Here is a 26,289-nt window from a genome sequence, read left to right as displayed (position 1 = left end):
CACCCTCTCGTCTCGGCAGATTCGCCGCGCGCCATGAATCCACTACCGCTCTCCTCCTCTCTTGCCGCACTGGCCACCGCAGCACTCCTCTCCCTCACCGGCTGTGCGCCCTCGCGATCTTCGGATGCTGCCAGCGGCGAAATCCGCGTTGGCGAAATCTCCTCAATCACGGGTAAGGAAGCCGCCTGTGGACAATCCACGCATCGCGGCATCGTTCTCGCCATCGAAGAGGCCAACGCACGCGGCGGCCTGCTCGGCGGGCGCCCCCTGCGCCTCATCACCGAAGACAACCAGTCCAAAGCCGGCGACTCCGGCACCGCCGCCCGCAAGCTCATCTCGCGCGACGAAGTCATCGCCATCCTGGGAGAAGTCGCCTCCAACCGATCACTCGAAATCGCCTCAATCGCGCAACGCAGCCAGACGCCGATGATCTCCCCGGGCTCGACCGCTGAAAGCGTCACCGAGGCCGGGGACTACATCTTTCGAGTCTGCTTCCTCGACGCGTTTCAGGGAAAGGTCATGGCCAAGTTCGCGCGCGAATCGCTCGCCCTAAACCGCATCGCCACCCTCTCCTCAGTCTCCTCTGCCTACAGCGTCGGACTCGCGAACCACTTTAAAGAAACCTTCGTCGCAGGCGGTGCCAGCATCGCCGCCGAACAAAAATTTGCCGAAGGCGATAAGGACTTCAGGGCACAGCTCACCGCGATTCGCGCCAGCCAGGCCGATGCCATTTACATCCCCGCCTACTACACCGAAACCGCCCTCATCTGTAAGCAGGCGCGCGAACTCGGGCTGACGCTGCCGCTCCTCGGGGGCGACGGCTGGGCTTCGCCTAAACTCCTCGAAATCGGTGGCGAAGCCGTAGAAGGCATCTACTACTCTGCGCCCTACTCTTCTGAAAGCACGGCCGCGCAGGCCTTAGCGTTCATCGCCAAGTATCGTGAGCGCTGGGACGGCGAGACGCCCGATGCCTTTGCCGCACTCGGCTACGATGCCGCGCTGCTCCTCATCGACTCGCTAGAGCGCGCCGGAACGACCGAGCCCGCCGCGCTGCGCGACGCCATCGCCTCGACTCGCGGACTCCTTGGCGCGACAGGCCGCACCGACATCGACGAAAACGGAAACGCCCTAAAAGCCGCCACCATCATGACCGTAAAAGACGGCAAGTTCAGCTATGTCGGCGTAGTGACACCCTAGAGACCGCGCAGGGCCGGATCATATGCAGGGGCCGGATCGCTTCCGCCGCCCTCACCTATTCGTAAGCCAATTCCACCATTTGGTGCGCGGTAAATTCGGGGACGCTAAAGTGCACCACGCCGCCATCGCTCACCTGAAAATCAAGTGCGCGGCCTTCAGGCACCAGGCGCAGCGACCTAGGCACACGCGGCAAGCGCAAGGCCACGCTCACCGCGCGCAGCGGCACTAGGTCTTCGATTATCTCGATCGGCTTCCCGTTAAACGTGCCGCGCACACTTGTCGGCGCATAGAGCAGATGCGCGACGTAGCGGCCCTCGCCCGGCTGTTCCAACACGTTTACGCGCCCGCTGGTAGGCAGCCCGCTCGTCTCGACCGGCAGCACGCCGCCCAACAAATGCCGCAACGCCGCCTCGAAAAAATCGCGATACAGCGGCTGCCCTTGGCGGCGATACGCACTGAACAAATCGTGCGCGAAGTACGCGATCGCCTCGCCCGCAATCGCCGCCGGAGAAGTCCCTGCGCCCGGCTGCTCCGGTGCATCGGGCGTGTGTTGGTGCGAGCAAAAGTGCCCCCAGGTCCGGTTAAAATACGGCACTCGCCGCTCCGCCAAAACCGAAACTGCGGCGCGCGCGCCATCGCCACTGACCTTCGCCAAATCGACTTCGTACGCACCTCCATGAATAACGATCGGCGAACGCACCGGCACGCGCGGCGCGTGCTCGGTCGCCACGAGGTAATCTGGGTTATACGCGCTGCGTCCACGCAGCCCCACACCCGCAGCAGGCGGCAGCGCAAACGCATCGCCCGCTTCGTTTAGCAGCGCAGAGCCCGCCGCCACGATTCGCCCGCCACTCGCGATAAACGCCCGCGCTTGCTCGGCCTTGGCCGGCGTCATCACGAAGCCCTCGGGCAAGATAACGACCTCATAGGGCTGCCAACTCGCGTGTTCATCGAGCACAACGAAAGGCTGGTGCAGCTCCAGAAGCATCCGGCCCGCGCCCTCATCAGCGGCGAGCCCTTGGGTATGGTCGGCATTCCAGCGGGCTTGGTTTTGGCGCGAACTCACGATGGCGATTTTCGCCACGGATCGCACCGCAGCGCACCAAGGCTCCTTTGCCTCGACCTCGGCATACGCCTCACCAATCAGCGCATACGTGTCGGTATTCATCTGTGCACTCGGGTGCACTTGGTCGCCGATCGAGCACTTGGCCCCATAGGCGAGCATCGCGGCGCACTCGTAGCGTAGTGAGGCGGCACGCTTAAAGCCGCCAAACTCGCCCCAAGTCGTGTGAAACTTACCCGTCATCCCAAGGAAGTCCTTGCCTTGCGTAATCACATAACGCGCAAGCAGCGGGAAGTGATCGTAGCCCCAACCGCCAGTCGGCAGTGATTCCAGCTCGAAGTGAGTGTTAAACCCATGTGCGCGAACTGTCCCTAGCGAGACATCGCCCGAGTTGTGAACCACAGGCGTATCGGGCCGCACACTCTGCGCCGCGGCAGTCGTACGCTCAAAGTAGCGATACAACACCCGCTCCGCGTAGTCGCGCGCATCGGCCTCGCTTTCGGGGTCGAGCCCTGCGGCCAGCATCTGCGCAATCGAAGTGTTACTATAGTCGAGCGGCGCAGAAATGATGTCCAAAAATATCCCATCGTTATCCGGCCAACGCGTGACGACCTCCTCAATCTGCGCACACAGGTAATCGAGATAGGGCGAGTTGAAGCTCAGCAGCCGCCAGCTCGCCTTAAACGGCACGGCACTCGTCCCGTCGCGCCGCGTTACCACCCACTCGGGATGCGCCTGCGCGGCCACCTCATCGAGCCCCGCGCTGAGGTAAATCGGGCAGCGCACATCAATCTCGCGGCAGGCCTCGATCTGCCGCGCCAACAAGTCGCCCTTTAAGTGCGGATGCGCTACCCCGACCTTCGTCGGGTGATAGCTGTAGCCGTGGTGACACTTGGAAAACAGCGTGATCGAGTTCACCCGCCCCAGCTTGAGGGACTCTTGAAACGCGCGCTTATCAAACTTCTCACCGATACCGGGAATCGCGCCACTGGTATGAAAATCGAGGTGAACTTGCCGAAAACGTAAGGAGGCCATGTGGGGAATAGAGGGCTTAGCGGTTGGCGAAAAACACGACACCAGTCGCGCCCAAGAATTGGCGCCACAGCCGCCCAAAAGACAAGCCGCGCGGACTGCGTGAACTACGCAACTAAGTGAAGAACTCCGCCCCTGCGGTCGGAGCTTCTCCGCCACCAGTTAGGGGAGCCTGCGGCTCCAAATGAAGGAATGCCTCGCTTGACCCCGCCGTTCACGGCGAGGTTTGCGCTTTGGTGCGTGGTCACGGAAACGAATTTGCGGCACGATTGATACATCGCCGCAAAGACCGCCGTTGACATGGGCGCGGCGCTTCGGCACTTCCCTCACCTCTTAACGACTCAAACCTATGCAACCGACTTTCCGCCCACACCGCAAGAAGCGCGCCCGTCAGATTGGTTTCCGTGCCCGTAAGGCCACCGCCAGCGGCCGCAAAGTGCTCGCCGCCCGCCGCGCCAAGGGCCGCAAACGCCTCACCGTCGTCTAACGCTTGAGCGTTAGGCAAACCTCCGCCGCACCCAGAAACCCGCCCGCGCCGGTGCCACGTGCCACACGCCTCCTTCCAGAGCAGCACCTGCGCACTCAGAGCGATTTCCAAACCGTGCGGCAGGCAGGACGTCGCCACCAGTGCGACGCCTTCACCGCGTGGTGGTTGGCTTGCCCAAAGCCGGCAAGCATCCGGCCTGACCGGCCGCTAACGAGCCGCCCGCAAGCTAACGCGAGCCTACGGCTCGGCGTGGTCGCTTCCCGTGCCGCCGTAGGAAATGCCGTCCAGCGCAATCGCGCCAAGCGGCGGCTGCGCGCGCTTTTCCGCCTTCACCAACAAAAGCTCCCGCCCGACGGCGACCTACTCCTCGTCGCCCGCCGCCTGCTTAACGGGCTTCCGTGGGCGGTGCTCGAAACCCGTTTTGCCGACCTGTGTCGGCGGCTAGGAAACGCACGCTAAACAGCCATGAATCGCTTTCTTAAAAGAGCCATTCGCGGGCTCGTCCGCCTCCCTGCCAACGGGCTCCTCGCGCTCGTGCGTCTTTACCAAAAAACGCTCTCGCCCGTGCTGCCCGTTATTTTTGGGCCCGCGTGCGGGTGCCGGTTTTACCCGACCTGCTCGCACTACGCCGCCGAAGCCTTGCAAAGCCACGGCGCATTGCGCGGCACTTGGCTCGCGCTCATCCGCCTCCTCAAATGCACACCGCTGCACCCGGGCGGGCTCGACCCCGTGCCGCCACCGAAGCAAATGCGCTCGGGGCCTTCTGCCGCACGGATGAGCTGCACACGAGTCACACACGCCCCCCCTTTCCCAACTACTCTACGAACTAATGGATAAGAAAAACACCGTCGTCGGCGTGGCCCTGCTCATGGCCGCTTTCGCCGCCATGTATTTTAGCGCGCAGCGGCAAGCCGCTGCGCCGCCCCCACTCCCCGCTCAACACGCGCCCGCCACCGCGGGCCAACAGCCCGCCGGAGTCGCCGCCCCGAGCGGCACGATCGCCACGCCCGGCGGTGCGCCCGTCGCTCCGACGCTCGTCGCCACTGCAGGCCCAGCGACCGCCGAGATCAAAGCACTCGCCCCCAGCGCGACCGGCGAAACGACCGCGCTCCTCGCCAACGCCTTTATCGAAGTGCGCCTGAGCAATCGCAGCGCCGCCATTGAGGAGGTCGCCCTGCGCCGCTTCCCGCAGGAACTCGGCAGCAGCCACCACTTTGTTTTTAACCAAGTCCGCACCGGCCCGATGCTCGGCATCAATACACTGCCCGGAGTCGGCGCGCTCGGAGCCGCCTTTGAAGTCGTCTCCCAAAACCCGCGCGAAGTCATCTACCGCGCGCGCCTCGACTCGGGCCGCCTCGAACTCACGCGCCGCTACTACTTGCCCGACGGCTCGGAGCCCGGCACTGACCCGTATCAACTCCAACACGAGACCACCCTTCGCAACCTCAGCGGCGATACGCTCGCCCTGCCCCGCCTCGCGCTCAGCCTCGGCACCGTCCGCGCCACTGGCGAAGACGTCTACGGCCAGCAACTCACCAGCGGCTACTCTGACGGCAAGAAACAGCACTTCATCGAGCACACGCGGCTAAAAGGCGGCGGCTTCCTCAGCCTCTTCGGAATCGGCTCGCGCGAGCCCACACCCGAGCTCCCCACCCATGCGACCGTGCGCTGGGCCTCGCTGGGCAACCGCTTCTTCGCGAGCATCCTCACACCCGCCGAGCCCGCCGTCGGCATCGTTACCCGCCGTGTCCCCATCGCCGAAAATCCCGACATCCCACACGCGACCAGTTACGGACTCGGGGCCGAGGCACTCTTCGACCTACGGCCGCTCGCCCCGCAGGAAAGCTCCACACTCGCGATGGACTTTTACATCGGCCCAAAAGCCTACCCGCGCCTCTCCAACAGCGACAATTTTAAGGCCAACCAAGACAAGGTGATGAACTACGGCATGTTCCGGTTCTTCAGCCAAACGCTCCTCACCATGATGAACTGGGTGCACGGCTGGCTCTCGCCCCTCTCCCCCAAGTGGGCTTGGGGCTGGGCCGTCGTCCTCACCACTCTCACCCTCAAAATCGTCTTCCTGCCGCTCACACTCGCCGCCTCGCGCTCCGCCAAGCGCATGCAAAAAATCCAGCCCGAGATGCAGGCCCTGCGCGAAAAATTTAAGGACAACCCGCAAAAGATGCAGCAGGCCACGATGGAGCTCTTTAAGCGGAACAAGGTAAACCCAGCGGGAGGCTGCCTGCCGATCCTCGTTACCATGCCCTTCTTCATCGGCTTCTTCGTCATGCTGCGCACGGCCTCCGAACTGCGCTTCGAGTCCTTCCTGTGGGCCTCCGACCTGAGCGCGCCCGACACCGTCGCACGCATCTTTGGGCTGCCGATCAACATCATGCCCATCCTCATGGGCGCGACGATGATTATCCAGATGCGGCTCACGCCCACGCCCTCCGCCGATAACATGCAGGCCAAGCTGCTCAAGTTCATGCCCTGGATGTTTACCCTCTTCTGCTACAACTTCTCCTGCGCGCTCGCCCTCTACTCCACCGTCAACGGCATCTTCACCATCGGCCAACAACTCGTCATTAACCGGATGAAAACCGACGGCCCCGCGCCCACCGCCACCGATCTAGGCGGAGCTAGTAGCGGCAAGCGCGGCAAACCATTGAAAAACGTCACTCCGCCCGCGCGCAAAAAACCGTAAAACCGCGTAGGCACTTCGCCTCGCCCGCACAGACTTCACCCCCGCAAAACGAAAACGCCGCGCACCCGAGCGCGCCCGCCGCACGCTCGCCCGCGCGAGCCTTTCCCTCCCTCCGCAACACTTCCCCTCCCTCTCACACCTCTCTTCCTCGTCATGGCTGGACATAACAAGTGGTCAAAGGTCAAACGCATCAAAGCCGTCACCGATGCGCGCAAAGGCAAAGTCTTCTCGCGCCTCTCGCGCGACATCACCCTCGCCGCCAAAGCCGGCGGCGGCGACCCCGACAGCAACGCCCGCCTGCGCACCCTGCTCCTCAAGGCCCGCGACGCCAACATGCCCGCCGACAACGTCGATCGCGCCATTAAGAAAGGCACCGGCGAACTCCCCGGCGTCGTCTTTGAGGAACTCGCCTACGAGGGCTACGGCCCGGGCGGCGTCGCCTTCATCGTCAAAGTCACCACCGATAACAAAACCCGCAGCGCACAAGAAGTCCGCTCCGCCTTCTCCAAACTCGGCGGTAACCTCGCCCAAAGCGGCTCCGTCGCCTTCCAGTTCCTCCACGCCGGTCAGTTCCTCATCACCAAAGACCAAGCCGCCAGCGAAGACCAACTCATGGAAGTCGCCCTCGAGGCCGGAGCCGACGACGTCATCGTCAGCGACGAGGGCTACGAAGTGCGCTGCGACCTCCACGACTTCGACAAAGTCCTCCACGCACTCGAAACCGCCGGCATCAAAACCGAAAGCGCAGAGATCAGCTACATCCCCACGAGCACCATCGCCGTGACCGATGCCCAAGTCGCCAAAACCCTCCTCAAACTCCACGACGTCCTCGAAGACCTCGACGACGTCCAAGCCGTCTTCTCCAACGAAGAACTCGACGACGCCGTCAGCAACGCCGCTCACGAGTAAGCTGCACTTTTCCACTGCGCGTGGTGCGCAGCCGCAGGCTGTTTTATTTGGCGGCGGGCTCGTTGGCCCGCCGTCCATTTAATTTGGGATTTCTCATCGCGCTATCGCGCGAAAGCGAAATCCCAAATTTGAAAGCATTCCCCCCTGTCGCGTTGCGACAGGGAGAGGAGTAAAAGGGAAAGTAGAGTGATAACCCGTTTGGGCGAAGCGGGAGAAATCACCAGTAACCCTTCGCCTCCAAGTTTGGGCTCCTTTTCAGATTTTGGTTTCTTTTCTGCGCGACGCGCAGAAAAGAAACCAAAATCTAAATGGGTGCAGCGACACGCTGCCGCCCCACGCGTAGTGGAGCTCTGTGACCTCTGACACTGACCGCGCGAGCGGGATGAAGCGGGCGCGGGCCACGCTTACTCTGACTTTGAGGAAGGTGACACAGTCACTGCGACGACCGCTTGCCTCAGGGTTCCCTTTTCTTCTGTGTGCTGTGCACCATGCCCAATTTGGATGCTAGCTCCTCGACTCCCCGCGCCCCCAGTGCGCACGACGACGAGGCAGATCGCGCCCAAGAACCCCGCGCAGACTACAGCGCGGATGACGCAAACGATGAAGTGCGCAATGACGGCGTGGGCATCGTCACGCCGCGCGACTTCGTTTGCGCGGAGCCCTTTACTTTTAAAAGCGGGCAAGTGCTGCCGGGCTTCACGCTGCGCTACGAGACTTACGGGCAACTCAACGCCGCGCGCGACAACGCTGTGCTCATCTGCCACGCGCTTAGCGGCGACCACCACTGCGCAGGCCGCCACAGCGCTGCAGACCGCAAACCTGGTTGGTGGGATCACTTAATCGGGCCGGGCCGCGCGGTCGATACCGACCGTTTTTTTGTCATCTGTGCCAACTGCCTAGGCGGCTGTTCGGGCACGACCGGCCCCTCGTCGATCAACCCCGAGACTGGCAAGAGCTACGGCATCAGTTTCCCCTTCGTCACCATCAACGACATGGTGCGCTCGCAAAAGCGGCTGCTCGAGCACCTGCGTGTCGAAAAGCTCCATGCCGTAATCGGCGGATCGATGGGCGGCATGCAGGCCCTGCTCTGGGCAATCCTTTACCCCAACTTTGTGCGGCGCGTCCTCGCGATGGCGACAACCGCGCGCGAAGGCGCGCAAGCCATCGCATTTAACGAAGTGGGCCGCCAAGCCATTATGCAGGATCCCGCTTGGGAAGCGGGCAACTACCCGCCCGACGGCGGCCCCCGCGTGGGCCTCGCCATTGCGCGAATGATGGCGCATATCACCTACCTCTCGGACGCATCGATGGAGCGTAAATTTGGCCGCCGCAAACGCGCCGCCGCAGAAGCCCAAGACTCCTACTCCTTCGACATCCAGTTCGAGGTAGAAAGCTACCTGCGCTACCAAGGCCAAAGCTTCATCAACCGCTTCGACGCCAACTCCTACCTCTACATCACGCGTGCGCTCGACCACTTCGACCTCGCGCACGCCTACGGCTCGCTGGAGCGCGCCTTCGCCCCCGTGCAGGCCGAGACACTCGTCGTCGGCTTCACCAGCGATTGGCTCTTCCCGCCCGAGCAAAATCGCGAAATTGTGCTCACCCTGCTGCGCGCGGGTAAACGCGCCAGCTACGCCGAACTCGCCACCGACCGCGGGCACGACTCCTTCCTCCTCGAATCGCCCGACCTTTACGAAATCGTGCGCGGCTTCTTGGAACGAGAAGACGAGTTTGTATTGGATTTTTCGATATAACCCGCGCGCAGCTCAGCTTCGCCCAAAACTCCGCTCGACCCACCTAAACTCCGCGCCCTCTCCCCCCAAGAAACCAAAACAATGCCCCTGCCCACCGAGAAACGCACCATCGATATGGAAATCATCGGCCAATGGGTGCAGCCCCGCACTCATGTGCTCGACCTCGGCTGCGGGCGCGGCGAACTGCTCACCTACCTCAAGCAGACTAAGGACATCGCGGGCATCGGCGTTGACCAGGATTTCGGGAAAATCACCGCCTGTGTGCGGCGCGGCGTCACCGCCTACCAAGGCGACATCCACACCTTTACGCGCCGCTTTGACGACGGACACTTCGACCACGTCATCTGCTCGCGCACTATCCAAGAACTCAGCAATCCGAGTGCCGTAATTCTGGAAGCACTACGCGTGAGTCGCGCCGTAACAGTCGGCTTCGTCAACCACGGGTATTGGCGCAACCGCTTCGCCGCGCTCCTGCGCGGACGCAAACCGCGCAACGCGATTTACACGACCGAGTGGTTCGAGAGCCGCCCCGCCAATCCGCTCACCATTGACGATTTCGAACACTTCTGCGCCGTGAAGCAGATACGCATCCTCCGCCACGCACACCTGCTGGGCGATTGGAAAAGCCCCTGTCATTGGCGGCCCAACCTCCGCGCCGGCTACGCCCTTTATGAATTGGGCGCGCAGTAAGCGGTGCCAAAATAAAACCGCCTGCGGCGGCGCTCCCGCGAGCTGAAGAACTCCGCCCCTGCGGTCGGAGCTTCTCCTCCACAAGCTAGGGGAGCCTTCGGCTCCATATGACGATGACCTCGCTTGACCTCGCCGTGAACGGCGAGGTGCGCGCTTTGGTGCGTGGTCACTGGGAGGGCTCACTGGCCACTTCGCCGACGTAGGTAAAGCGACCGTTTTTTACCGTCATGATGGTGGCGGCTTTCGAGGCGTTTCCGTTTTCATCGATGGCGGTGCGGCCCGTCGCCCCGAGCAGGTCACGCGTAGCGGCGATCGCGTCGCGCAGCGCAGCGGACTCAGTTGTCCCGGCACGCTCCAGCGAGTCGATGAGGAGCAGTGCCGCATCGTAGCCGAGCGCCGCAAACGCATCGGGCGTTTCCCCGCCCCAGCGTTCGCGGTACTTCGACACGAACTCCACCACCTGCGCGGCAGTGCTTTCGGGTGAGTAATGAGTCGAGTAATAGATCCCCTCGACCGCCGCGCCTCCGATTTCGAGAAGCTCGGGCGAGCCCCAGCCGTCGCCGCCCATCAGCGGAATCGTGAGCCCAAGCTCGCGTGCCTGCTTCGAGATAAGCGCAGTCTCGGTGTAATACGCGGGCACATAAATCGCATCTATGCCGCTCGCTCGGATAGCAGTAAGCTGCGCCTTAAAATCCTTATCGCCTTCGGCAAACTTCTGCTCGACGGCAATCGTGCCCCCCAAGCCCACAAAAGTTTCCTTAAAGTGTTTGGCGAGGCCCACACTATAGGCCGAGGAGACGGAGGACAGAATCGCTACGCGGCGAAGCCCGAGCATCTCGTAAGCAAACTTGCCCATCACCGTGCCTTGGAAGGAGTCGAGAAAGCAGACGCGGAAAACATAGTCCCCCGCTTGCGTAACGCTCTCGGCAGTCGATGCAGGGCTAATCATCGGCGTATGCGTGAGTTGGGCGATGGAGGCGATTTCGAGCGAGCGGCTGGAGACGACTTCGCCAAGAATCGCGACGACCTTGTTACGCGAAATGAGTTTGCGTGCGGCAGTCCCGGAGCCGCCAGCCTTGGACTGGTTGTCCTCCGTGAGTAAGCGCAAGCTGCGGCCACCAAGCACCCCGCCACGCGCGTTGGCCTCTTCGATTGCGAGGACGATACCGCGATGCGCGCTCTGGCCAAAGGCACCCTCCTTACCCGTGATCGAGGAGATCTCACCGATAAGAATGGGATCGCCTGCCTCATCACCCCCGCCTTTGGACGGACAGCCGGCAAGGGCGAAGCACAGGGGCAAAGCTAAAGTGGCGATAAGCAAACAACGGAGATTGGGGCTGAGTAAGTACATCGGGGAAAGTTTTAGTGAATCGCAGCTTATCCGGCAGGGCAAAGGCCTTCTAGGTGCTGCGCGGCAATCAAGCATACGCAGTCGCTCCCATCTTCGGTCGGTAACCACTGCGGGCGCAGCGCAGCAAACTCGCGCTCCATCGCTTCCTGCAAACCGCCAACCTCGATTAACACAATCCCATCTGGAGCGAGCCGTGCGCGCGCTTGGGCAAGCAGCTTGCGAATGATGTCGAGCCCGTCGCCCCCGCCATCAAGCGCGAGGCGAGGCTCTCGTGTAAACTCGACTGGCAGCGCGTCGCAATGCGCGCTCGGCTCATAGGGCGGGTTGCTTAAAATGAGGTCGTATTTTTCGGACGCCGATTTCGGCAGTGGCAGCGCATCAAAGACATCACTTTCGTGAAGCGCGACACGAGCCTCCAGACCGTGCTCGCGCACATTGATGCGGGCGACATCCAACGCATCGGCGGACAAGTCGATGCCATCGACGCGCGCATTCGGGAAATACTGGGCGAGCAAAATCGCGAGACAACCCGAGCCTGTACACACATCCACCACACGGCGCTGCGCCTCGCGTGGGCGGCCCAGCAGCTCGGCGAGTGGCGGGCCGATCAGTTCTAAGAAATAACTGCGCGGGATCAGCACGCGCTCATCCACATAAAACCGCTGCTCCCCCAACCACGCCTCACGCGTGAGATACGCCGCCGGCATGTGCTCAAAAATCCGCCGCCGAAACACCTCCGCGAGGGCCGCACGCTCCTCCGCGCAAAGCCGCCGCGTCAGCACTCGCTCGTCGCTCTCCATCGGCAGCCCCAGCGTATGTAAAATCAGATACAACGCCTCGTCGTGCGCATTCGTAGCGATTTGCCCGAGGGCCAGCCTGTGCTGCTCGTAACACTTTTCGGCAAAGCGCAGCCACTCACCCGGCGTCGCGAGCCGCTGCGCCTCGCGCGCAAATGCCTGCGCTGAGGGCTTGAGAGCTGCCCCGCCGAACAAATCCGCGCCTGCCACGTTTTTAGCTGCTGCCGAGGAGTTCATAGATGCGCATCATCGGCGCGGCCACGACCGACATCGCCAGCATTAAGAGTAAGCGAAACGCGGGGATGTTGATCGCGACCAAGATAATGAGGAAACTCCAACGCGAGATTGCCCTAAAAGTCTCCTCGCGCATCCCCACCAAATTCCGCAGCACCTGACCGCCATCGAGCGGCGGGAGCGGGATCAGGTTAAACACCGCCAAGAGCACATTGATGCCGATGAGTTGGAAAAACACCTCGACCGTGCGCGGCTCCCAGCGAAACAAAAACCCACCCACGACCGCCGCCAGCAACGCGAGTATCAGATTGCTGACCGGCCCCGCGAGCGTCGTGAGCAGCTCGTCACGCTTACGCTTGGCAAAGTTTGCGGGGTTGATTCGCACGGGCTTCCCCCAGCCAAAGAGCAAGGCCCCCGGCAGCACAAAGATACACAGCAGCGGAAAAATCACCGAGCCCAGCGGGTCCATGTGGGCAATAGGATTGAGCGTCACTCGTCCCTCCTCGGCGGGCGTGTCATCGCCCAGCAAGTGAGCCGTCACCGCATGCGCCCACTCGTGCACGCACAGACTCGATATGAGCAGGATGTAAAAAATCGCGCCCTTGCGCAGCGTTTCAGGGTCGAGGCCGAGATCCATGAGAAAAGGCCGCTACTTCTCGACGTCGCGCTCGAGCTGCGCAATCAGCTTTTCCCGCTGAGCCGCAAGTGCGGCCTCATCAATCGTGCCGAGCAGCGCCCGCGCGTGATCGCGCCGCCCCGACTCCAAACACACCTTGGCCGCGTGCAGCCGGATCGCCTGCCGCTCAATCTCGCTACCTGCTGCGGCTTCCAACTGCCCCCACAGCTTCAGTGCGCCGTCCCAATCCGGCTCCGGCAAATCGTAGAACGACTCCGCATAACGGTACACCAATTCGAAACGCTCAGGCGCGAGCTCCGCCGCACGCCTAAAGCCCTCGTGCGAGGCAAGGTCGACCGCCGCCGCCTCCCAATCGCCCGAACGGATAAAGTCCGCACGCGAATTATGCAGCAGCGTCCCGAGCTGGTAGTGGTAGAGCGGCTCATCGGGCGCGAGCCGGATCGCGGCCAAGTAGTAGTTCACGGCTTCGAGCGGCTTACCGCGCTCAGCGAGGTAGTTGCCAATCTGGTTTTTCACGAGCGGGATTTCAGGGTCGTACTGATTGGCCCTGAGGAGCATCCCCACGCCCTCGTCCTCCATCCCGAGCTTGCCGAGCAAGTATCCGTAAGCCGCATACGCAGCGGCAAACTTCGGATTATCGCTTAGCAGCGAGTCATACGCACGGCAAAGCTCCTGCATCTGCCGAGTAAAGTCGGCCTCGTCGAAGCGTCCCGCTTTCTCGCGCTCGGCGGCCTCCGCGAACAGCATCCGCTGCCGCTCGACCAAGAGCCGCAGGCCGCGTTCGCTAAGCGACTCAGCCTCCGGCGAGGACGCTACAGGGCCGGCCTTCGGCGCAGCGGCAGGCTGCGCAAGTGCAGCCTGTGGTGGCAGCGTGAGCGCCCCCGCAATCAGCAAAAACGAAACGAGTACGGGCTTTTTAATCATCAGAGCGGCAAGCCTCCCGCCCTGTGCCGCCGCCGTCAATCAGTCGCACGCGCGGACTCCTCGAAGCGCTCGACCTCGCGGCTACCATATTGCCAGTAGGCCGTCGCATCCCAAGTGCCCCAGCCCGCCCCAGCGTTAATCATGACAATCACGTTTTGGGGAACGGGCGCTGAAGCAGCTGAGGCCGCGGTAATCGAGAAGGCGAAAGCAAAGGCAGCGACCAAAAGCACGGCTAAAGGCGCGCGGAACACAGATGACGATGCCTCATCGGGAAGAACGCATGGATTTTGGGAGGAGCGTCACCACTCTGGTGGCATGAGCACCGAGCGGCGGGGGCTTGCTCTAGAGCAAGCAAAGCAACGAAAACCCAAAATACACCCTAGAGCAAAAAAATAATAGGAATCAGTCCAGGGGAGAGATTAACTGTATGCATATAGCATTTTGATGTTTAAATATAAGGCTCAGACGAGACCTTGCCTTTTCTTACGCAGAGGCGTGCTCTGGAGTTCAGCCAAGATGGCGGCCCGTCACAATGCCGCACAGCGCCTACAAGCTGGGGCTAATAAGTGCGATAAAAGATACTTTCTAGGCGGCTTGTTTTCTGTGTCATAAAAGAGGGGATTCCTTGCTCAGGAAAGCAACACCCACTCCTATCGCAGGAACAATCTCCTCTCACGCATGAATAATAATGAGTCATATCACCGTGACTTCTCATCTCAAAGAAAGTTAGTACTTGCTGAAACTTGGTGGAATCGTGCACGTGGAAGATACGTTAGACTACTTCTGCTTGCCCTTACCGTATGTGCGCTGTGGTTGACTTTTGAAAATCGCTGGGGAAGCAACTTTAAATTTCCGACACGTTACGTAACCGATTGCCACTATATATTGGCAATGATGAAGCTAAGCAAAGAGGGTGACCTAGGGCTTTTTACCCATATAACCACCAAGTCTCTTGGGGCCCCGTTCATCGGACAGCTAAACGATTTTCCAGAGGTGGAGCGAGTGATCGTTTGGCTAGGTGGCCAAATCGCTAAAGTCTTTGGGCTTATACCTGCTGCAAACATCATGCTCCTACTCTCCTCTACAGTAGCAGCATTTTCATTTTATTCAGCCGCTAGGCTATGGAAGATCTCACGGCTATCCTCATGGATTTTTGCTGTCGTCTATGCGTTTCTTCCGCAAAGCCAACGCTCTATTGATCACATCGGAGTAGGATTCACAGGACTTCTCCCTCTTCAGCTCTATTGTCTTTGGTATATAGCGACTGTTCAAAAATTATCATGGGGCTCTTTTAGGCTCAGGCTGACTTTCATTATTAGTCTATTAAGTGGCCTACTAAATATTTATTGGGTATTCTTTTTCTTACAAATATATATTCTAGCCTTGCTATGTCGGCTGATAAAGCGCCGTCCAGGAATCATCAGGGCGCTTACCCCATGTCTTGCAGCCAGCTTAGTTGCAGGATCAGTTTTAGCTAGTTTCATTATCTATAAGTTTAACTATGGTGCAAACCCTACGGCGCTAGTTCGATCTTATGCTGATGTAGAAACATGTTCGCTCAAGCCTATCGATCTTCTTATCCCTAATTGGATATCCTATTTAGATATTTCCTCACGCTACTATAACGGAGGAAAGTTGGATATAGGCGAAACATGGTGGGGAGCCTATATTGGCCTTTGTGCAATCATAGGATTAGCTTTTCTCTTTCTCAAGAGCATTCAGCGCCAAGTTAATAAACGATCGCCCTCGCTTCCTTTTCTTACCGTTCTTTGGATTATTTCCTACTCCAGCTTCGGAGGCATTCATGCGCTTGTTAGTCTACTATTTAACTCCTATAATATCCGATCAACAAACCGTTACTCTGAGGCAATTGCGACTATAGGCTTGCTCTACTTTACTTTTAAAATTCATAAAACGACCCGAAATTGGTCCTTAACTCCCAAGGCCTTGTCTTTTGTTTTTCTAGCCACGCTTGCACTATGGGACCAGTCTTTTAAATTCTATACCTTCCCTTTCTATGATAACCTTTTTATAAAAGAACGAGTAGTCGGAGATCAGGACCTGGTTTTAAAGCTGGAGGAGCGCTTAAGCGAAGGTGCCATGATCTATACGCTGCCTGCCTTTGTTTTCCCTGAGCCTTTTAATGGACCTGGGCCTAACGATATTAAGTTTTTTCTATACAACTCCATACGCCCTTTTCTTTACTCTACAAAGTTGCGTTATTCGTATGGGAGTAATAAGGGGCGGGAGGGCGCAGATTGGCAGTTGGCGGTACAGGAATTACCGCCTAGAGAAATGGCCACTAAACTCGAGTCTTATGGTTTTTCTGGAATCCTCTTAGATCGGAAGGGCTATGCGGATCGCGGCGAGCAGCTATTGGCAGAACTGGCTGCGGGGGGATGGCCGATGGAGTTTGAGCAGGGATTAGATAACGAGTGGGTTTTTATACGGCTAAGTCCCGCAGAAAACCCTGTCCTCCCGACACTCACTCCTTACGCACTCTCCGCCAAAAAGTGAGGCTCACGAAATACGCCCTAGCTGCTACTCTAGGGGTTTCTCTGCTCTCAAAACAGTTGCGGCGCACCAAAGGGTGCGCCGCAAGGAGGTTAAGGTTGTATCTTTTACACAGAACTCAGAACTGATATCGAATGGTGAGTTTCGGGTTAATGGGTGTGCTGACAAAGGCGTTACGGTTAAAGGCACCTCTGATGTATTCTTTATCTAGAAGGTTCTTGATGACGAGTTGGGCCTTCCAGTGTTTGTTAAAGCGATACGTGGCATTAGCCTCAACCTCAGTGTAAGAGGGGAGCCAAAATGCAGGTTGAACACGCACCGGGTTGAGGATATTGACATATGAGCCCATGGTATCGCCGGGGCGCTCGCCGACGTAGTTGGCCCCCAGTCCGATGGATAGCCCGCGCAGCGGACCTGCCTCGGGGAAGCTATAGCTGCCCCAGATCCCGGCCATCCTCTCGGCAACATTGGCGTAGCGTAGATCATCCTGGTCCCGACTTTTGAAGTCGGTGAAGCTGCCGATTACCGAGAAGTTTTTAGTGGGGGACCAAGCGAACTCAAACTCGAAGCCCTTGGACGTGCGATCACTACGCTGTGCGGTTTTTTTGGGGGCAGTCGGGTCGATCATGTTCTCAGTCGCCTGGCTCCAAATACCATCTTGCATGATGTCGAAGTAGGCAAAGGTCGTGTAGAGTCGGCCATCGAAGAGCCGGAGGCGAAGGCCAACCTCGTGCTGACGACTGGGGCTCGTGTGAGAAGGGATTAGCTCAACCGGTTGGGATGCGCCCATAATTTCTTGTTCGGAGTAGCCGTAGTAGAGTGAAATCTCTGGCGTAAGCTTGTAAACGAGACCGGCAGCGGGCAGGGTGGTCTCTGCTTTCTCCTGAGAGCGGCCACCACTCAAATTATCGTAATCACCGGTGAAGTAGCGATTTTGGGAAAGGCTGCCACTGAGCACCAGCCGGTCCTCGAAGAGGTGGAGTACTTGGTAGAGGTAGACTTGGTGACTACGATCGCGTGTCCCATTGTTGTAGTCCCAGTCAGACTCCAGCGTGAAGGTCGGCGGCGTGTAGTTGGGGTCCTTGAAGTTATAGAGTGTAGGGTCTGCGACGTAGTTTCTATTCCACCCGCTGCGGCTGGTATAATTAATCGCGTAACCACCGACGGTTTGTGACCTCCAACCTTGTGCGTTGTGCTCGAAGACGAAGTCATTTTGCAGGTTCGCGTGATCAACAGTAACCCCATTTTGTAGTCCAGAAAGAAGGAAGCGCGGGTCGTCATTACGGGTAACCCCGTCCCACTCCCACACGCCAGTGGTGTTGTTGAGTTGGACTGGCACGAGTCTCGCACCACTTGCGTCACGACTCTCACTGACATTTACACCGTTTACGCGCGTGCTGGTCTCGGCCCACTTAGCGGCCAATCTCATAGAGAGCTTGTCGGTAATTTGAGAAGTGAGGAAAAACTGCGCCCTTTGGCCGCTCTCGTGGCGGGATATATTGCGCCCTGTCAGTCCGAAATCTCTCGGAATCCCGTCCAGAATGCGAACATTACTGCGGCCCACTGCATACACAGATATGGGGAGGGGCTCACCTTGCGCCGCCCCATTGTAAACATGACCTTGAGCCGTGAGCTCGGTAGTCGGGCTGATTCGATAGGTAAGCATCGGTATCACCGTAAGATTTTGGAAAAACTTTTCCTTCACATACTTATCGGCATCGGTGAAGGCGCCGACTACGCGCAGAGCGAGTTTGTCGTCCTTTACTACATAGTTCGCATCGATTTCGGCGCGATTGGAGTCGTAGCGACCGACTTGATAGGAAACAGAACCGCTATTTTTAAAAAGCGGGCGTTTAGTCACGCTGTTGACAACACCGCCCGGCAGTCCTTGAGGGGCAAGAATAGCATTGGGGCCCTTTACGACCTCAATACGCTCAATAATGATCGGGTCTGTATTAATGACGCCGTAGGCTTGACTGAATCCATCAATGGTCACCGCCCGCCAATTTTGGAAGCCGCGGATGTTCATGATGTCCATAATTTCGGGATTGTTACTGATCCCGACACCCGCGACATATTTGACTGCATCAAGCATTTGGGTGGTGTCGATATCGCCTAGAAACTCGTTAGTAAGGACCGAGACACTTTGTGTGGAGTCCATCAAGTCCATCCGAACTCGACTGCCCGAACTGACTTGGGCGGCTTGGTAACGACCCAGGTTTGCACTCTCTTGCACTGTAAAGGGCGAGAGTCGGATGATGTCCTCGTCGATTTGAATTGGGGGTTGCTGGGCGTGAGAAGAGACGGCGAGGCCAAGCATCAACGAAGATGCGAATACGTCGCGAAGAACGCGACGTATAGATGTGGGGATATTCATAAGTTTGGAGTTTGTCTGGACGAATTGCGCCGTGCGAAACGGACACAAAAACAAGGCACGGGGAAATGCCGTAACTGACTATACATCAGCCTTCCATCGCACAGACAGTAGCCGCTTGCGGCTGCTAGACGGGGATGAAAAGCATTTGTAGTCCGTCGACCAATACAGAGCCGCTTACTTATTGAGTCAAGTATACCTACTTAAGTATGATTACTGATCGACAGCTCTGGCCGCCGTAGGCTTGCGCTTAAAGGGCCGATAGAGTGGGTCGCCGATCAGCACGCTTTGCCAGCTTAGCACAGGAAGGGCGGCGTAAGCCGCGTCGCCAAGTCGTGTGCCCTTGGTCAGCTCCTCAAACATTAGCTGCGAACGGTGCATGAGTTCGAGGTAAGGTTCATATACCGCGCCCGTCGTTGCCACTGCGCCGCGAGCGATCAGCGGCCCAACCCAGCCTTTCGACTCCGAGCGCAGCGTCGCTGCCGAGAAGCTGTGCAGGTGCACCGCAATCGCTCCCGGCTCGAAACGGAACTTGGGCCGCATAAACGGCCCTTCCACGTCCGCCGCATACCAGCCGAAATACAGCACCGGGCTTTCAAACTGCGCTTCCTTCGGAAAATTCCCCTCTTCGCGATTCACTTCGGTCGGAAAGCCCAGCTCCTGAGCACGTGCCGCGATCTGCTCCATCCACGCTTCGCCTTCGGCATGTGGGCCGCGAGCATCCACATAGGCCCGCCCGCGCAAGCCACGCTCTTCAGCGAGGAGTGTGTTGTCGATTAACGCGAGCACATCGGCGAGCTTCGGCCCATCGAGTCTCGCGACCTTAATCACGCGACGCTCAGACAAAAGTGCCGCGCTGCGGCGGCGTCCCTGCGCCAAGCCTCCTGCCGCCCCGTCTACGCTCCCTCGAAAAAACGGGTTCTGCAGATAGGCGTTTATGTTGTAATCGCCGTAAGCGAGCAGGCTTAGCTCGGAATCGACCGCCGCCGCGTTCGTGCGAAATTGCTCACGCGGGTCGATGTCGCCCGAGGGAATAATCAGCTCGGGAGCATTGGCGATTCGCAACGGCACGCCGCGACACACGACAAGGTAGGAAATTGAGTGGCCGGAAGCGGCCACCTTACGCCGTCCCGCTGGGTCGAGTCGGCGGCCCTGGAGCGCATCAATCCAGCCGCGCCGCACGAGCTCGTCTTGCAGCGGCTGCCAAAGCGTCCGCACAAAGTCCTCCCACGAAATCGTCTCTTCGCGCGACAAGGGCAGCGACACGATGTTATCCTCGGGCACCGCACGCGCAGCGGCATAATGACGCGCGACGCGTAACGAGTCTTGGTCGTTCGCATTGGCCAGAAGCACGACTCGCGCGGCCAGTGCCGCATCTTCGCTCAGTGCGCGAACAGGCGAGGCCGCAAAGCCCAGACCGACGAGCAGGCCGAAAACAATCAGGCAGAAGAATCGAGAAAGCACGCGACGCAGCGTGTCACAGAGTGCCGCCGCGTCCAACGCTTCCTTCAGGCGCGGCCCGCGCCTTCGCAGCGCACAGCTGATGTTCGCATGGGCCATTCGCCGAGCTCGCTCCACTGCGCGTGGGCTCAGTGCTGGGCGCGCCGCCGCACCGCTTCGAGCGCGGCGTCATACATCACGACCCCGCTGGCAATCGCCTCGGCGAGTTGCTGCCGGTACTCGGGGCTCATGATTTTGTGCGCCTCCTCGTCGTTGGAGAGAAAACCCGCCTCGACCAAGATCGCCGGGCACGTCACTTCGCGCAGCACTGCGAAGCGTGCGCGCTTCAGCCCGCGGTCCGCCACAGCCACCGTTTTCACCAAAGCGCGGTGCACCTCGTGCCCGATAATCATGTTCCAGTGGTCGTACGCGTTTCCCGGTAGCGCGACTGCGGCCCCATTTTTATCCTGCCGCTCAGGATCGCCGCTGGAGTGCTGGTGCTGCGGCGTGAGCGTGTAGACCTCGGCCCCGCGCACGCGGGCCAAGGTCGCAGGCGAGCCATCCACCGCGTTGTAGTGTAAGCTAATAAAGAGGTCGGCCGCCGCAGCCCGCGCGAAATGCGCCCGCGCCCGCAAATCCGTGTTTTTATCGGTGTCCAGCGATGAATCGCCCAAGCGGGTAAGCAGCACTTTATAACCGCGCGCTTCGAGTAGCCGCGCCAGCCGCTGCGCGGTGTCGAGCGTCATCGTTTTTTCGTTCACACCGAGCTTGGCGTTCACCTTGCCCGGATCGCGTCCGCCGTGGCCAGGGTCGATGACGATGGTTTTCAAGTTTGGCGGGCTGCCGTAGCTCGCCGCGCCCGTCGCCTGGGTGCCCAGCCCATAGCCGGGCAAAAGCAGCGGCACGAGGACCTTATCGATATCGAGTTTGGAGATGAGGAAGTGGCCGCCTTGCTGTCGCACGCCGTCGCCTAAAAAAATCCGCAACCCGTTGTGCGCGATCTCGCGGCTGCCCGCCTCGAGGGCGATTTCCGTCCACGGGCTTTTGAGCGTTAGCTTTTTGCCATCCGGCGAAGGCTCCGGCTTCAGCCCAAACTTCGCAGCAAAGTCGGCAGCGCGCACATAGTCTACCCCCACGGTCGCGGCGGTCGAAGCGGCTCCCGTGACGCGCTCGCGCTTAAGTGTTTCGACAGCCAAGAGGCTCGGGCTCGTGAGTCTGCTAAGGGCGAGCCCGACTAAGCCCAACGCGAAAATCCACCGCTGTGGCTTAGCCATCACAGTGACCGCGACTTCACTCGTCGGCCCCCGCAGCAGGAGCGGGCTGCGCGCTGGCGGCTTCGTTCGCAGAATCCTCTGCGTGCGCCGACTCCGCTTTTTTCGCGTGCGCACGCGGCTCATCGTCCTCAGCCGCTGCCTCGTGGTGGTGCGGGTGATAGTACTTCGGCTTACGCTTATTCTCGGGCAGCGGGGTGATCATCATGTTGATGTTGCGCCCGATGAGTCGCGGCTCGGAGTCGGGGTGGCCCATGCCTTCGAGGTCGGCGATCGCGCGGCGGATGACGTCGAAGCCCAGCTCGGTGCGCGCCATCTCGCGGCCACGAAATTTTAGGCGCAGCTTCACCTTGCTGCCGTGGGAGAGGAACTCCTCGGCGTGTCGAATCTTGGTCTCGAAGTCGTGCTGCTCAATGCGCGGCGTGAGCTCAATTTCCTTAATTTTACTGGCGGTGACTTTCGCGTGAGAGGTCTTCTTCGACTCCTCGTAAACGTATTTGCCGAAGTCCATGATCCGGCACACCGGCGGGCGCGCAGCCGGGGCGACCTCGACGAGCTCCAGCCCGACCTCCAGCGCGAGGCTGATCGCCGTAGCAGTCGGCAGCACACCGAGTTGCTTACCCTCGGGAGAGATCACGCGAACCTCGGGGACGCGGATGCGATGATTGCGACGGATGCCCGCGAAGGGGCTCCTGTTTGAGTTGCGCCGGTTGTAGCCACCGGGGCGGTTACCTCCGCCAGAGGGAAACGAATTGGCCATTTAGTGATACGGACGACTTAAGAAAGACTTGGGAAGTCGGAGCGCGGTTCTCGCAAACCGCTCGCACGAAGACAATCCTATAACGGGGCCTTCGACCCATTTATTTTGCAGGGCACCCGTTAGGGCCTTGCGCCCCTTACACGCTGAAACTCTCGCCGCAGGAGCAGCTCGCCTTGGCGTTTGGGTTACTAAAGCGGAAGCCGCCGGCGATGAGCTTCGCCGAGTAGTCAAGCTCGGTGCCGCGCAAGTAGAGCGCGGTTTTGCTATCGACGAGCACCGCCACGCCCGCACTGCGCACGAGGATATCTCCCGCTTTCGGCGCAGGCACAAAACGCAGCTTGTAGCTCAAGCCATTGCAGCCGCCACCGCTAATCGCGACTCGCAAAAACTCGCCCTTGCCCTCCCGCGCAATCAGCGCGCGCAACTTCTCGCCCGCCGCATCAGTCAAGCACACCAAGCGCTCGTCACCCTCGCGCGGAGTGGCCACCGACGCGGGCACGGCAGAAACGGTCGGCGATTGGAGCGGAGCAGTAGCAACAGTAGCAGTCATCGAGAAAACAGGGAAAGGGCCGCCGACTAAAATCCACTACACGCCAGCGTCAATTACCCGATCACAGAAGAGCCTATCGCCCCCCTGCCTTTTTCTCTCCCCACTACGCGTGGTGCGCAGCCGTAGGCTGTTTTATTTGGCGGCGGGCTCGTTGGCCCGCCGTCCTGTGCCTGCACCCGTTCAATTTGGGATTTCTCATCGCGCTATCGCGCGAAAGCGAAATCCCAAATTTGAAAGCACTCCCCTGTCGTGTTGCGACAAGGAGTAGAAAGCAGAGTGATAACCCGTTTGGGCGAGGTGGGAGAAATCACCAGTAAACTCCCGCCTCCTAGTTTGGGTTCCTTTCTACCGAACGCTTGGTTGCCGTGCGAATGCACGGCAACCAAGCGTTCGGTAAATGGGTGCAGCGACACGCTGCCGCCCCACGCGTAGTGGAAGCTCTGACGAGGGCGAAAGCGCACGCGAGGGCTCTCTAACGGACCCAGTGGCGTGCGAGTCGGATTGCGTTTGCAAAACTGCGAGGCGACGCCGTGCCCTTCCCCGCCAAATCAAAGGCTGTGCCGTGGTCGGGGCTCATCCGCACAAAAGGCAAGCCCAGCGTCACGTTAACCGCCGTGTCGAAGTCCACCGCCTTTAGCGGCGCGAGCCCTTGATCGTGATAAAGCGCGACGACCACGTCGAAGTCCCCGCGCAAGGCCCGCGCAAAAACCGTATCGCCCGGCAAGCACTGCGGCACCAGCCCCGGGTAGCGCCCGCCCAGTTTTGCCAAAATCGGATTCAGAAAATCGCGCTCCTCCACGCCCAGTAAGCCGCCCTCGCCCGCATGCGGATTTAGCCCGCAAACCGCGATTCGCGCGGCAGGCTCGCTGGCGGCTCTACCGATACGGGCAAGCTCTCCCGCTGCGGCGACTGTGCGCTCAATCACCGCTTCGCTCAATCGATTGGGCACTTCGGCGAGCGGCACATGCCAAGTCGCCAGCACCACGCGCAACCGCTCCCCCACAAAGCCCATCACCGGCTCGTCAACCGCGCTACCGCACTGGTCGCCGCCCCAGCGTGACGCAAAAAACTCCGTCTGCCCCGGAAACGGATAACCAATTTTCGCGAGCTCGGCCTTACTCACCGGCCCCGTCACCACGCCCGAAAACCGACCGGCCACGCAACCTGCCGCCGCGCACTCCATCGCCTCCAAAGCCACCCGCGCTCCCGCCGCACTCGGCACACCCGCTTGGGCGCGAAACGCCGAATCACCGACCGCGATTTTCTCCACAAAATCCGGCAAACTGCGCAGCCACTGCTCCGCCCCGATTACTGCCAAAGGCCCAGAAAAAGAAACGGGCGGCGCCCCCTGCCCGCCTAGAATCCGCTCAATCAACTCCGGCCCCACCCCCGCCGGATCGCCACAAGTAATCGCCAGCGGCACCTCGCCCCGCCCCTGCTCGCTCGTGGTCAATGCGCCGCTCATGAACGCATCGCCCGCCAAATCAGCCCTTGCTGACGAGCCCTCAACGAAGGGCTCGCCACATGAAACGGGCTGAGACCTCACAGAGACTCCTCCTGCTCGTGCTGCGAGGCCCGCCCCTGCCGACGCGCCCTCACGAAGCCACGCTGTCCCTCCGCAAAAAACGCCAAAAACTGCCGCGCTTCCGCGCTCGTCCAACACGAGGGCTCCCCCTCATTGAGCGCCTCACGGGCGACCTCGCGGATATTCCCGGGAGTGAAAAACACGATCGCAAAGGCCCGCTTCAGCTCGCCAATCGCCTCGTGCGAAATCCCCCGCCGCCGCAGCCCCACCGTGTTGAGCGCAATCGCCTCATCGCGCTCCGCCACCATCAGGAAATCCGGCACATCCCGCGTAATCGACGCATGCCCCGCCACCATCACGCTCTCACCAATTCGGCAAAATTGGTGCACCGCTGCCCCTCCGCCCAGAAACGTATGCGCCCCCACACTCACATGCCCCGCCAGCAACGCCGCATTGGCGAGCACCACCTGCTCGCCCAGCGAGCAGTCGTGCGCGACATGGCTCGCCGCCATTAAGAAGCTGCCCGCGCCGATCCGCGTCGCCCCACCCGCCACCGACGCCCGATTCACCGTCACATGCTCGCGAATCACCGTGCCCGCCCCGATCTCCACGCGCGACTCCACTCCCGCCGCATCGAAACTCAAGTGCTGCGGCTCGCCTCCCAAGACCGCAAACGGGTGCACCACCACGCCCTCGCCTAGCACACAATACCGCGTCACAATCGCATGGGCCCGAATCTCGCAACCCGCGCCCAAGACCGCGCCCGTCTCCACAATCGCCGTTGGATGAATCGTTGTAGTCGCCATAAGTAACTCCCCTGCTAGCCGAAATCCTCAAAACCTCAATACTGCGCTGACATGCCCCCCCATAAAATAAAAATCCTCACCTACAACATCTACCACGGCGAGGCCTTCTACCGCCCCGGCACGCCCAACCTTCAGGAAGTCGCGAAAGTCATCGACGCGTGCCAACCCGACCTCGTCGCGCTCCAAGAAGTCGACCGCTTCACCCAACGCAGTGCACAGCTCAGCGGCGGCACGCCCCAAGACCTCTGCGCTGAACTCGCCAAGTTGACCGGCCTGCACGGTGTTTTTGGAAAAGCGATGGATCAACACGGCGGCGACTACGGCGAAGCCATCCTCTCCCGCCTGCCCCTCGACCTCGCCCTCTCGCCCCCGACGACTCGCATCCTCCCCACACCCGAAGGCGGCGAATCCCGCGCCCTGTTAACGATTGATTACCCGCTTGGGCGCGGAGAAAAAATCACCTTCGCCGCCACCCACCTCTGCCACCAACACGAAGCCAACCGACTCGCCCAGGTGAAGGGCATTATCCAAGTCGCCGACGCGCTCGACGGCCCCTTCATCCTCGCGGGCGACTTCAACTTCGAAACTGGAGAAGCCCCCTACCACGTCCTCGCCGCCGCAATGAAAGACACCGGCGTGACAGCCGGAAACACCGCCCTCACCTGGCCCTACGACGCCCCAACTACGCGGCTCGACATCGTCTTCGTAGACAAAAAACACAATTGGGCAGTCAAAGACGTCGCCCTCATCGACAACGACGCCTCCGACCACTTCCCTGTCTTGGTTACACTCGAACTCCATCCGCAGTGATTAAGTGCGTTCTTCTCTTTTTCCGCCTACGAATAAGCCCAAGGGCCAGTCCGGAAAAAGAGAAGACCGCTCCGTAAGTCGATACTTCAGGAACGGGCGTCCAAGGTTCATTTGAGAACGGAAAAAGAAACCACTGTCCAGAATGCAATGTCCACTTTGGTTTCATCAAGGCTCCATTCCGAGATATAATCGCAGTTCGGCTAAGTGCTTCCCGATTTTCAGCAGTATCCCACACCACAAAACTAACAACATCTCTAATAGAACCTATCTTAAGAATGCTATCATCAGCTATTCTTAAATTACCAATATAAAACTCGAATATATTATCAACATCATCAGCATCCCAATGTATTGGATATGAGAAAGCAATAACTGATGTACTATTAACAGTTAAATCGATGACATCAGTCATAGCAGGCCTTGCATAAATACCCAGCCTATTATTTCTCTCATCCAAGAC

At 59.8% G+C, this 26,289-nt stretch carries 23 protein-coding genes; 10 read left to right on the top strand and 13 right to left on the bottom strand.

What is annotated here, in order from left to right; translation table 11 throughout:
• Positions 1-33: 33 nt before the first annotated feature.
• Positions 34-1,197 carry an ABC transporter substrate-binding protein gene (locus AXK12_RS04260; protein ID WP_082782644.1) on the top strand — a complete coding sequence of 388 codons (1,164 nt, stop codon included), beginning with the start codon at positions 34-36 and terminating at the stop codon, positions 1,195-1,197.
• A gap of 55 nt (positions 1,198-1,252) precedes the next feature.
• On the opposite strand, the gene AXK12_RS04255 is transcribed toward AXK12_RS04260, so the two are convergent.
• Positions 1,253-3,295 carry an alpha-amylase family protein gene (locus AXK12_RS04255; protein WP_068711787.1) on the bottom strand — a complete coding sequence of 681 codons (2,043 nt, stop codon included), beginning with the start codon at positions 3,293-3,295 and terminating at the stop codon, positions 1,253-1,255.
• Positions 3,296-3,641: 346 nt separating this feature from the next.
• On the opposite strand from AXK12_RS04255, the gene rpmH reads away from it, so the two are divergent.
• The 7 genes from rpmH to AXK12_RS04220 all read left to right on the top strand — a co-directional run bounded on the left by rpmH (position 3,642) and on the right by AXK12_RS04220 (position 9,836).
• Positions 3,642-3,779, top strand: coding sequence for a 50S ribosomal protein L34 (rpmH, locus tag AXK12_RS04250; RefSeq protein ID WP_068628199.1), 138 nt, complete (start codon positions 3,642-3,644; stop codon positions 3,777-3,779).
• Between the two features lie 51 nt (positions 3,780-3,830).
• Positions 3,831-4,238 (top strand): ribonuclease P protein component, encoded by a 408-nt coding sequence (gene rnpA, locus AXK12_RS04245; RefSeq protein WP_068711785.1) that lies wholly within the window; start codon positions 3,831-3,833, stop codon positions 4,236-4,238.
• Positions 4,239-4,244: 6 nt separating this feature from the next.
• Positions 4,245-4,616 (top strand): membrane protein insertion efficiency factor YidD, encoded by a 372-nt coding sequence (gene yidD / locus AXK12_RS04240; protein ID WP_068711783.1) that lies wholly within the window; start codon positions 4,245-4,247, stop codon positions 4,614-4,616.
• Complete coding sequence (locus tag AXK12_RS04235) at positions 4,609-6,483, top strand: YidC/Oxa1 family insertase periplasmic-domain containing protein (RefSeq protein WP_068711781.1); 1,875 nt, start codon at positions 4,609-4,611, stop codon at positions 6,481-6,483. Before yidD ends, AXK12_RS04235 begins: the two co-directional genes overlap by 8 nt.
• Before the next feature lie 153 nt (positions 6,484-6,636).
• Positions 6,637-7,392: a YebC/PmpR family DNA-binding transcriptional regulator gene (locus tag AXK12_RS04230; protein ID WP_068711779.1), complete on the top strand. Its 756-nt coding sequence runs from the start codon at positions 6,637-6,639 to the stop codon at positions 7,390-7,392.
• Between the two features lie 488 nt (positions 7,393-7,880).
• Complete coding sequence (gene metX, locus AXK12_RS04225) at positions 7,881-9,146, top strand: homoserine O-acetyltransferase MetX (RefSeq protein WP_082782640.1); 1,266 nt, start codon at positions 7,881-7,883, stop codon at positions 9,144-9,146.
• An 81-nt stretch (positions 9,147-9,227) separates the two neighbouring features.
• On the top strand, positions 9,228-9,836 hold the full coding sequence (locus tag AXK12_RS04220) for a methionine biosynthesis protein MetW (RefSeq protein WP_068711777.1): 609 nt from the start codon (positions 9,228-9,230) through the stop codon (positions 9,834-9,836).
• A gap of 166 nt (positions 9,837-10,002) precedes the next feature.
• Here the strand turns inward: AXK12_RS04220 and AXK12_RS04215 are convergent, their stop codons facing one another.
• From AXK12_RS04215 to AXK12_RS04200, 4 genes are read right to left on the bottom strand one after another with little or no spacing between them, the layout of a single operon-like run.
• Positions 10,003-11,157, bottom strand: a complete 1,155-nt coding sequence (locus AXK12_RS04215) for an ABC transporter substrate-binding protein (RefSeq protein ID WP_231863536.1) — start codon at positions 11,155-11,157, stop codon at positions 10,003-10,005.
• 56 nt (positions 11,158-11,213) lie between these two features.
• Positions 11,214-12,221, bottom strand: coding sequence for a 50S ribosomal protein L3 N(5)-glutamine methyltransferase (gene prmB, locus AXK12_RS04210; RefSeq protein ID WP_082782643.1), 1,008 nt, complete (start codon positions 12,219-12,221; stop codon positions 11,214-11,216).
• A complete protein-coding gene (locus AXK12_RS04205) occupies positions 12,199-12,855 on the bottom strand; it encodes a site-2 protease family protein (protein ID WP_068711773.1) in 657 nt (218 codons plus the stop codon). The genes prmB and AXK12_RS04205 overlap by 23 nt, the downstream gene beginning before the upstream one ends.
• 12 nt (positions 12,856-12,867) lie before the next feature.
• A complete protein-coding gene (locus AXK12_RS04200; protein ID WP_068711771.1) occupies positions 12,868-13,779 on the bottom strand; it encodes a tetratricopeptide repeat protein in 912 nt (303 codons plus the stop codon).
• Between the two features lie 678 nt (positions 13,780-14,457).
• On the opposite strand from AXK12_RS04200, the gene AXK12_RS08965 reads away from it, so the two are divergent.
• Positions 14,458-16,296, top strand: coding sequence for a hypothetical protein (locus AXK12_RS08965; RefSeq protein ID WP_156468855.1), 1,839 nt, complete (start codon positions 14,458-14,460; stop codon positions 16,294-16,296).
• Between the two features lie 115 nt (positions 16,297-16,411).
• Here the strand turns inward: AXK12_RS08965 and AXK12_RS04185 are convergent, their stop codons facing one another.
• From AXK12_RS04185 to lpxA, 7 genes are all read right to left on the bottom strand, one after another.
• A complete protein-coding gene (locus AXK12_RS04185) occupies positions 16,412-18,670 on the bottom strand; it encodes a TonB-dependent siderophore receptor (RefSeq protein WP_082782638.1) in 2,259 nt (752 codons plus the stop codon).
• 210 nt (positions 18,671-18,880) lie between these two features.
• On the bottom strand, positions 18,881-20,227 hold the full coding sequence (locus AXK12_RS04180; protein WP_068711763.1) for a TIGR03790 family protein: 1,347 nt from the start codon (positions 20,225-20,227) through the stop codon (positions 18,881-18,883).
• Positions 20,228-20,256: 29 nt separating this feature from the next.
• Positions 20,257-21,303, bottom strand: coding sequence for an N-acetylmuramoyl-L-alanine amidase family protein (locus tag AXK12_RS04175; protein WP_231863535.1), 1,047 nt, complete (start codon positions 21,301-21,303; stop codon positions 20,257-20,259).
• Between the two features lie 94 nt (positions 21,304-21,397).
• The gene (infC, locus tag AXK12_RS04170; protein ID WP_082782636.1) at positions 21,398-22,138 is read right to left on the bottom strand and encodes a translation initiation factor IF-3; all 741 of its coding nucleotides are present in this window, start codon (positions 22,136-22,138) and stop codon (positions 21,398-21,400) included.
• A gap of 136 nt (positions 22,139-22,274) precedes the next feature.
• Entirely contained in the window at positions 22,275-22,688 is a 414-nt protein-coding gene (locus tag AXK12_RS04165; RefSeq protein WP_068711759.1) for a HesB/IscA family protein, read from the bottom strand.
• Between the two features lie 472 nt (positions 22,689-23,160).
• Complete coding sequence (gene pdxA, locus AXK12_RS04160; RefSeq protein WP_068711800.1) at positions 23,161-24,153, bottom strand: 4-hydroxythreonine-4-phosphate dehydrogenase PdxA; 993 nt, start codon at positions 24,151-24,153, stop codon at positions 23,161-23,163.
• A 77-nt stretch (positions 24,154-24,230) separates the two neighbouring features.
• Positions 24,231-25,019, bottom strand: a complete 789-nt coding sequence (gene lpxA / locus AXK12_RS04155) for an acyl-ACP--UDP-N-acetylglucosamine O-acyltransferase (protein WP_068711757.1) — start codon at positions 25,017-25,019, stop codon at positions 24,231-24,233.
• Between the two features lie 51 nt (positions 25,020-25,070).
• On the opposite strand from lpxA, the gene AXK12_RS04150 reads away from it, so the two are divergent.
• Positions 25,071-25,829 (top strand): endonuclease/exonuclease/phosphatase family protein, encoded by a 759-nt coding sequence (locus tag AXK12_RS04150; protein WP_068711754.1) that lies wholly within the window; start codon positions 25,071-25,073, stop codon positions 25,827-25,829.
• Here the strand turns inward: AXK12_RS04150 and AXK12_RS08955 are convergent.
• On the bottom strand, positions 25,804-26,289 hold a 486-nt coding region (locus AXK12_RS08955), incomplete at its 5' end, for a hypothetical protein (RefSeq protein WP_231863534.1). The two genes, AXK12_RS04150 and AXK12_RS08955, sit on opposite strands and share 26 nt — an antisense overlap.

The organism is Cephaloticoccus capnophilus (genome assembly GCF_001580045.1).
Taxonomy (GTDB): Bacteria; Verrucomicrobiota; Verrucomicrobiia; order Opitutales; family Opitutaceae; genus Cephaloticoccus; species Cephaloticoccus capnophilus.
This window is presented reverse-complemented; position numbering and strand designations above follow the sequence as displayed.

Excerpts from the sequence above, each read along its gene's own strand:
- AXK12_RS04235 (WP_068711781.1), top strand. The coding sequence starts at position 4,609 with ATGGATAAGAAAAACACCGTCGTCGGCGTGGCCCTGCTCATGGCCGCT.
- AXK12_RS04200 (WP_068711771.1), bottom strand. The coding sequence starts at position 13,779 with ATGATTAAAAAGCCCGTACTCGTTTCGTTTTTGCTGATTGCGGGGGCG.
- AXK12_RS04230 (WP_068711779.1), top strand. The coding sequence starts at position 6,637 with ATGGCTGGACATAACAAGTGGTCAAAGGTCAAACGCATCAAAGCCGTC.
- AXK12_RS04260 (WP_082782644.1), top strand. The coding sequence starts at position 34 with ATGAATCCACTACCGCTCTCCTCCTCTCTTGCCGCACTGGCCACCGCA.
- AXK12_RS04205 (WP_068711773.1), bottom strand. The coding sequence starts at position 12,855 with ATGGATCTCGGCCTCGACCCTGAAACGCTGCGCAAGGGCGCGATTTTT.
- yidD (WP_068711783.1), top strand. The coding sequence starts at position 4,245 with ATGAATCGCTTTCTTAAAAGAGCCATTCGCGGGCTCGTCCGCCTCCCT.
- infC (WP_082782636.1), bottom strand. The coding sequence starts at position 22,138 with ATGGCCAATTCGTTTCCCTCTGGCGGAGGTAACCGCCCCGGTGGCTAC.
- AXK12_RS04150 (WP_068711754.1), top strand. The coding sequence starts at position 25,071 with ATGCCCCCCCATAAAATAAAAATCCTCACCTACAACATCTACCACGGC.
- AXK12_RS04220 (WP_068711777.1), top strand. The coding sequence starts at position 9,228 with ATGCCCCTGCCCACCGAGAAACGCACCATCGATATGGAAATCATCGGC.
- prmB (WP_082782643.1), bottom strand. The coding sequence starts at position 12,221 with ATGAACTCCTCGGCAGCAGCTAAAAACGTGGCAGGCGCGGATTTGTTC.
- lpxA (WP_068711757.1), bottom strand. The coding sequence starts at position 25,019 with ATGGCGACTACAACGATTCATCCAACGGCGATTGTGGAGACGGGCGCG.
- pdxA (WP_068711800.1), bottom strand. The coding sequence starts at position 24,153 with ATGAGCGGCGCATTGACCACGAGCGAGCAGGGGCGGGGCGAGGTGCCG.
- AXK12_RS08965 (WP_156468855.1), top strand. The coding sequence starts at position 14,458 with ATGAATAATAATGAGTCATATCACCGTGACTTCTCATCTCAAAGAAAG.
- rpmH (WP_068628199.1), top strand. The coding sequence starts at position 3,642 with ATGCAACCGACTTTCCGCCCACACCGCAAGAAGCGCGCCCGTCAGATT.
- metX (WP_082782640.1), top strand. The coding sequence starts at position 7,881 with ATGCCCAATTTGGATGCTAGCTCCTCGACTCCCCGCGCCCCCAGTGCG.
- AXK12_RS04185 (WP_082782638.1), bottom strand. The coding sequence starts at position 18,670 with ATGAATATCCCCACATCTATACGTCGCGTTCTTCGCGACGTATTCGCA.
- AXK12_RS04165 (WP_068711759.1), bottom strand. The coding sequence starts at position 22,688 with ATGACTGCTACTGTTGCTACTGCTCCGCTCCAATCGCCGACCGTTTCT.
- AXK12_RS04180 (WP_068711763.1), bottom strand. The coding sequence starts at position 20,227 with ATGGCCCATGCGAACATCAGCTGTGCGCTGCGAAGGCGCGGGCCGCGC.
- AXK12_RS04255 (WP_068711787.1), bottom strand. The coding sequence starts at position 3,295 with ATGGCCTCCTTACGTTTTCGGCAAGTTCACCTCGATTTTCATACCAGT.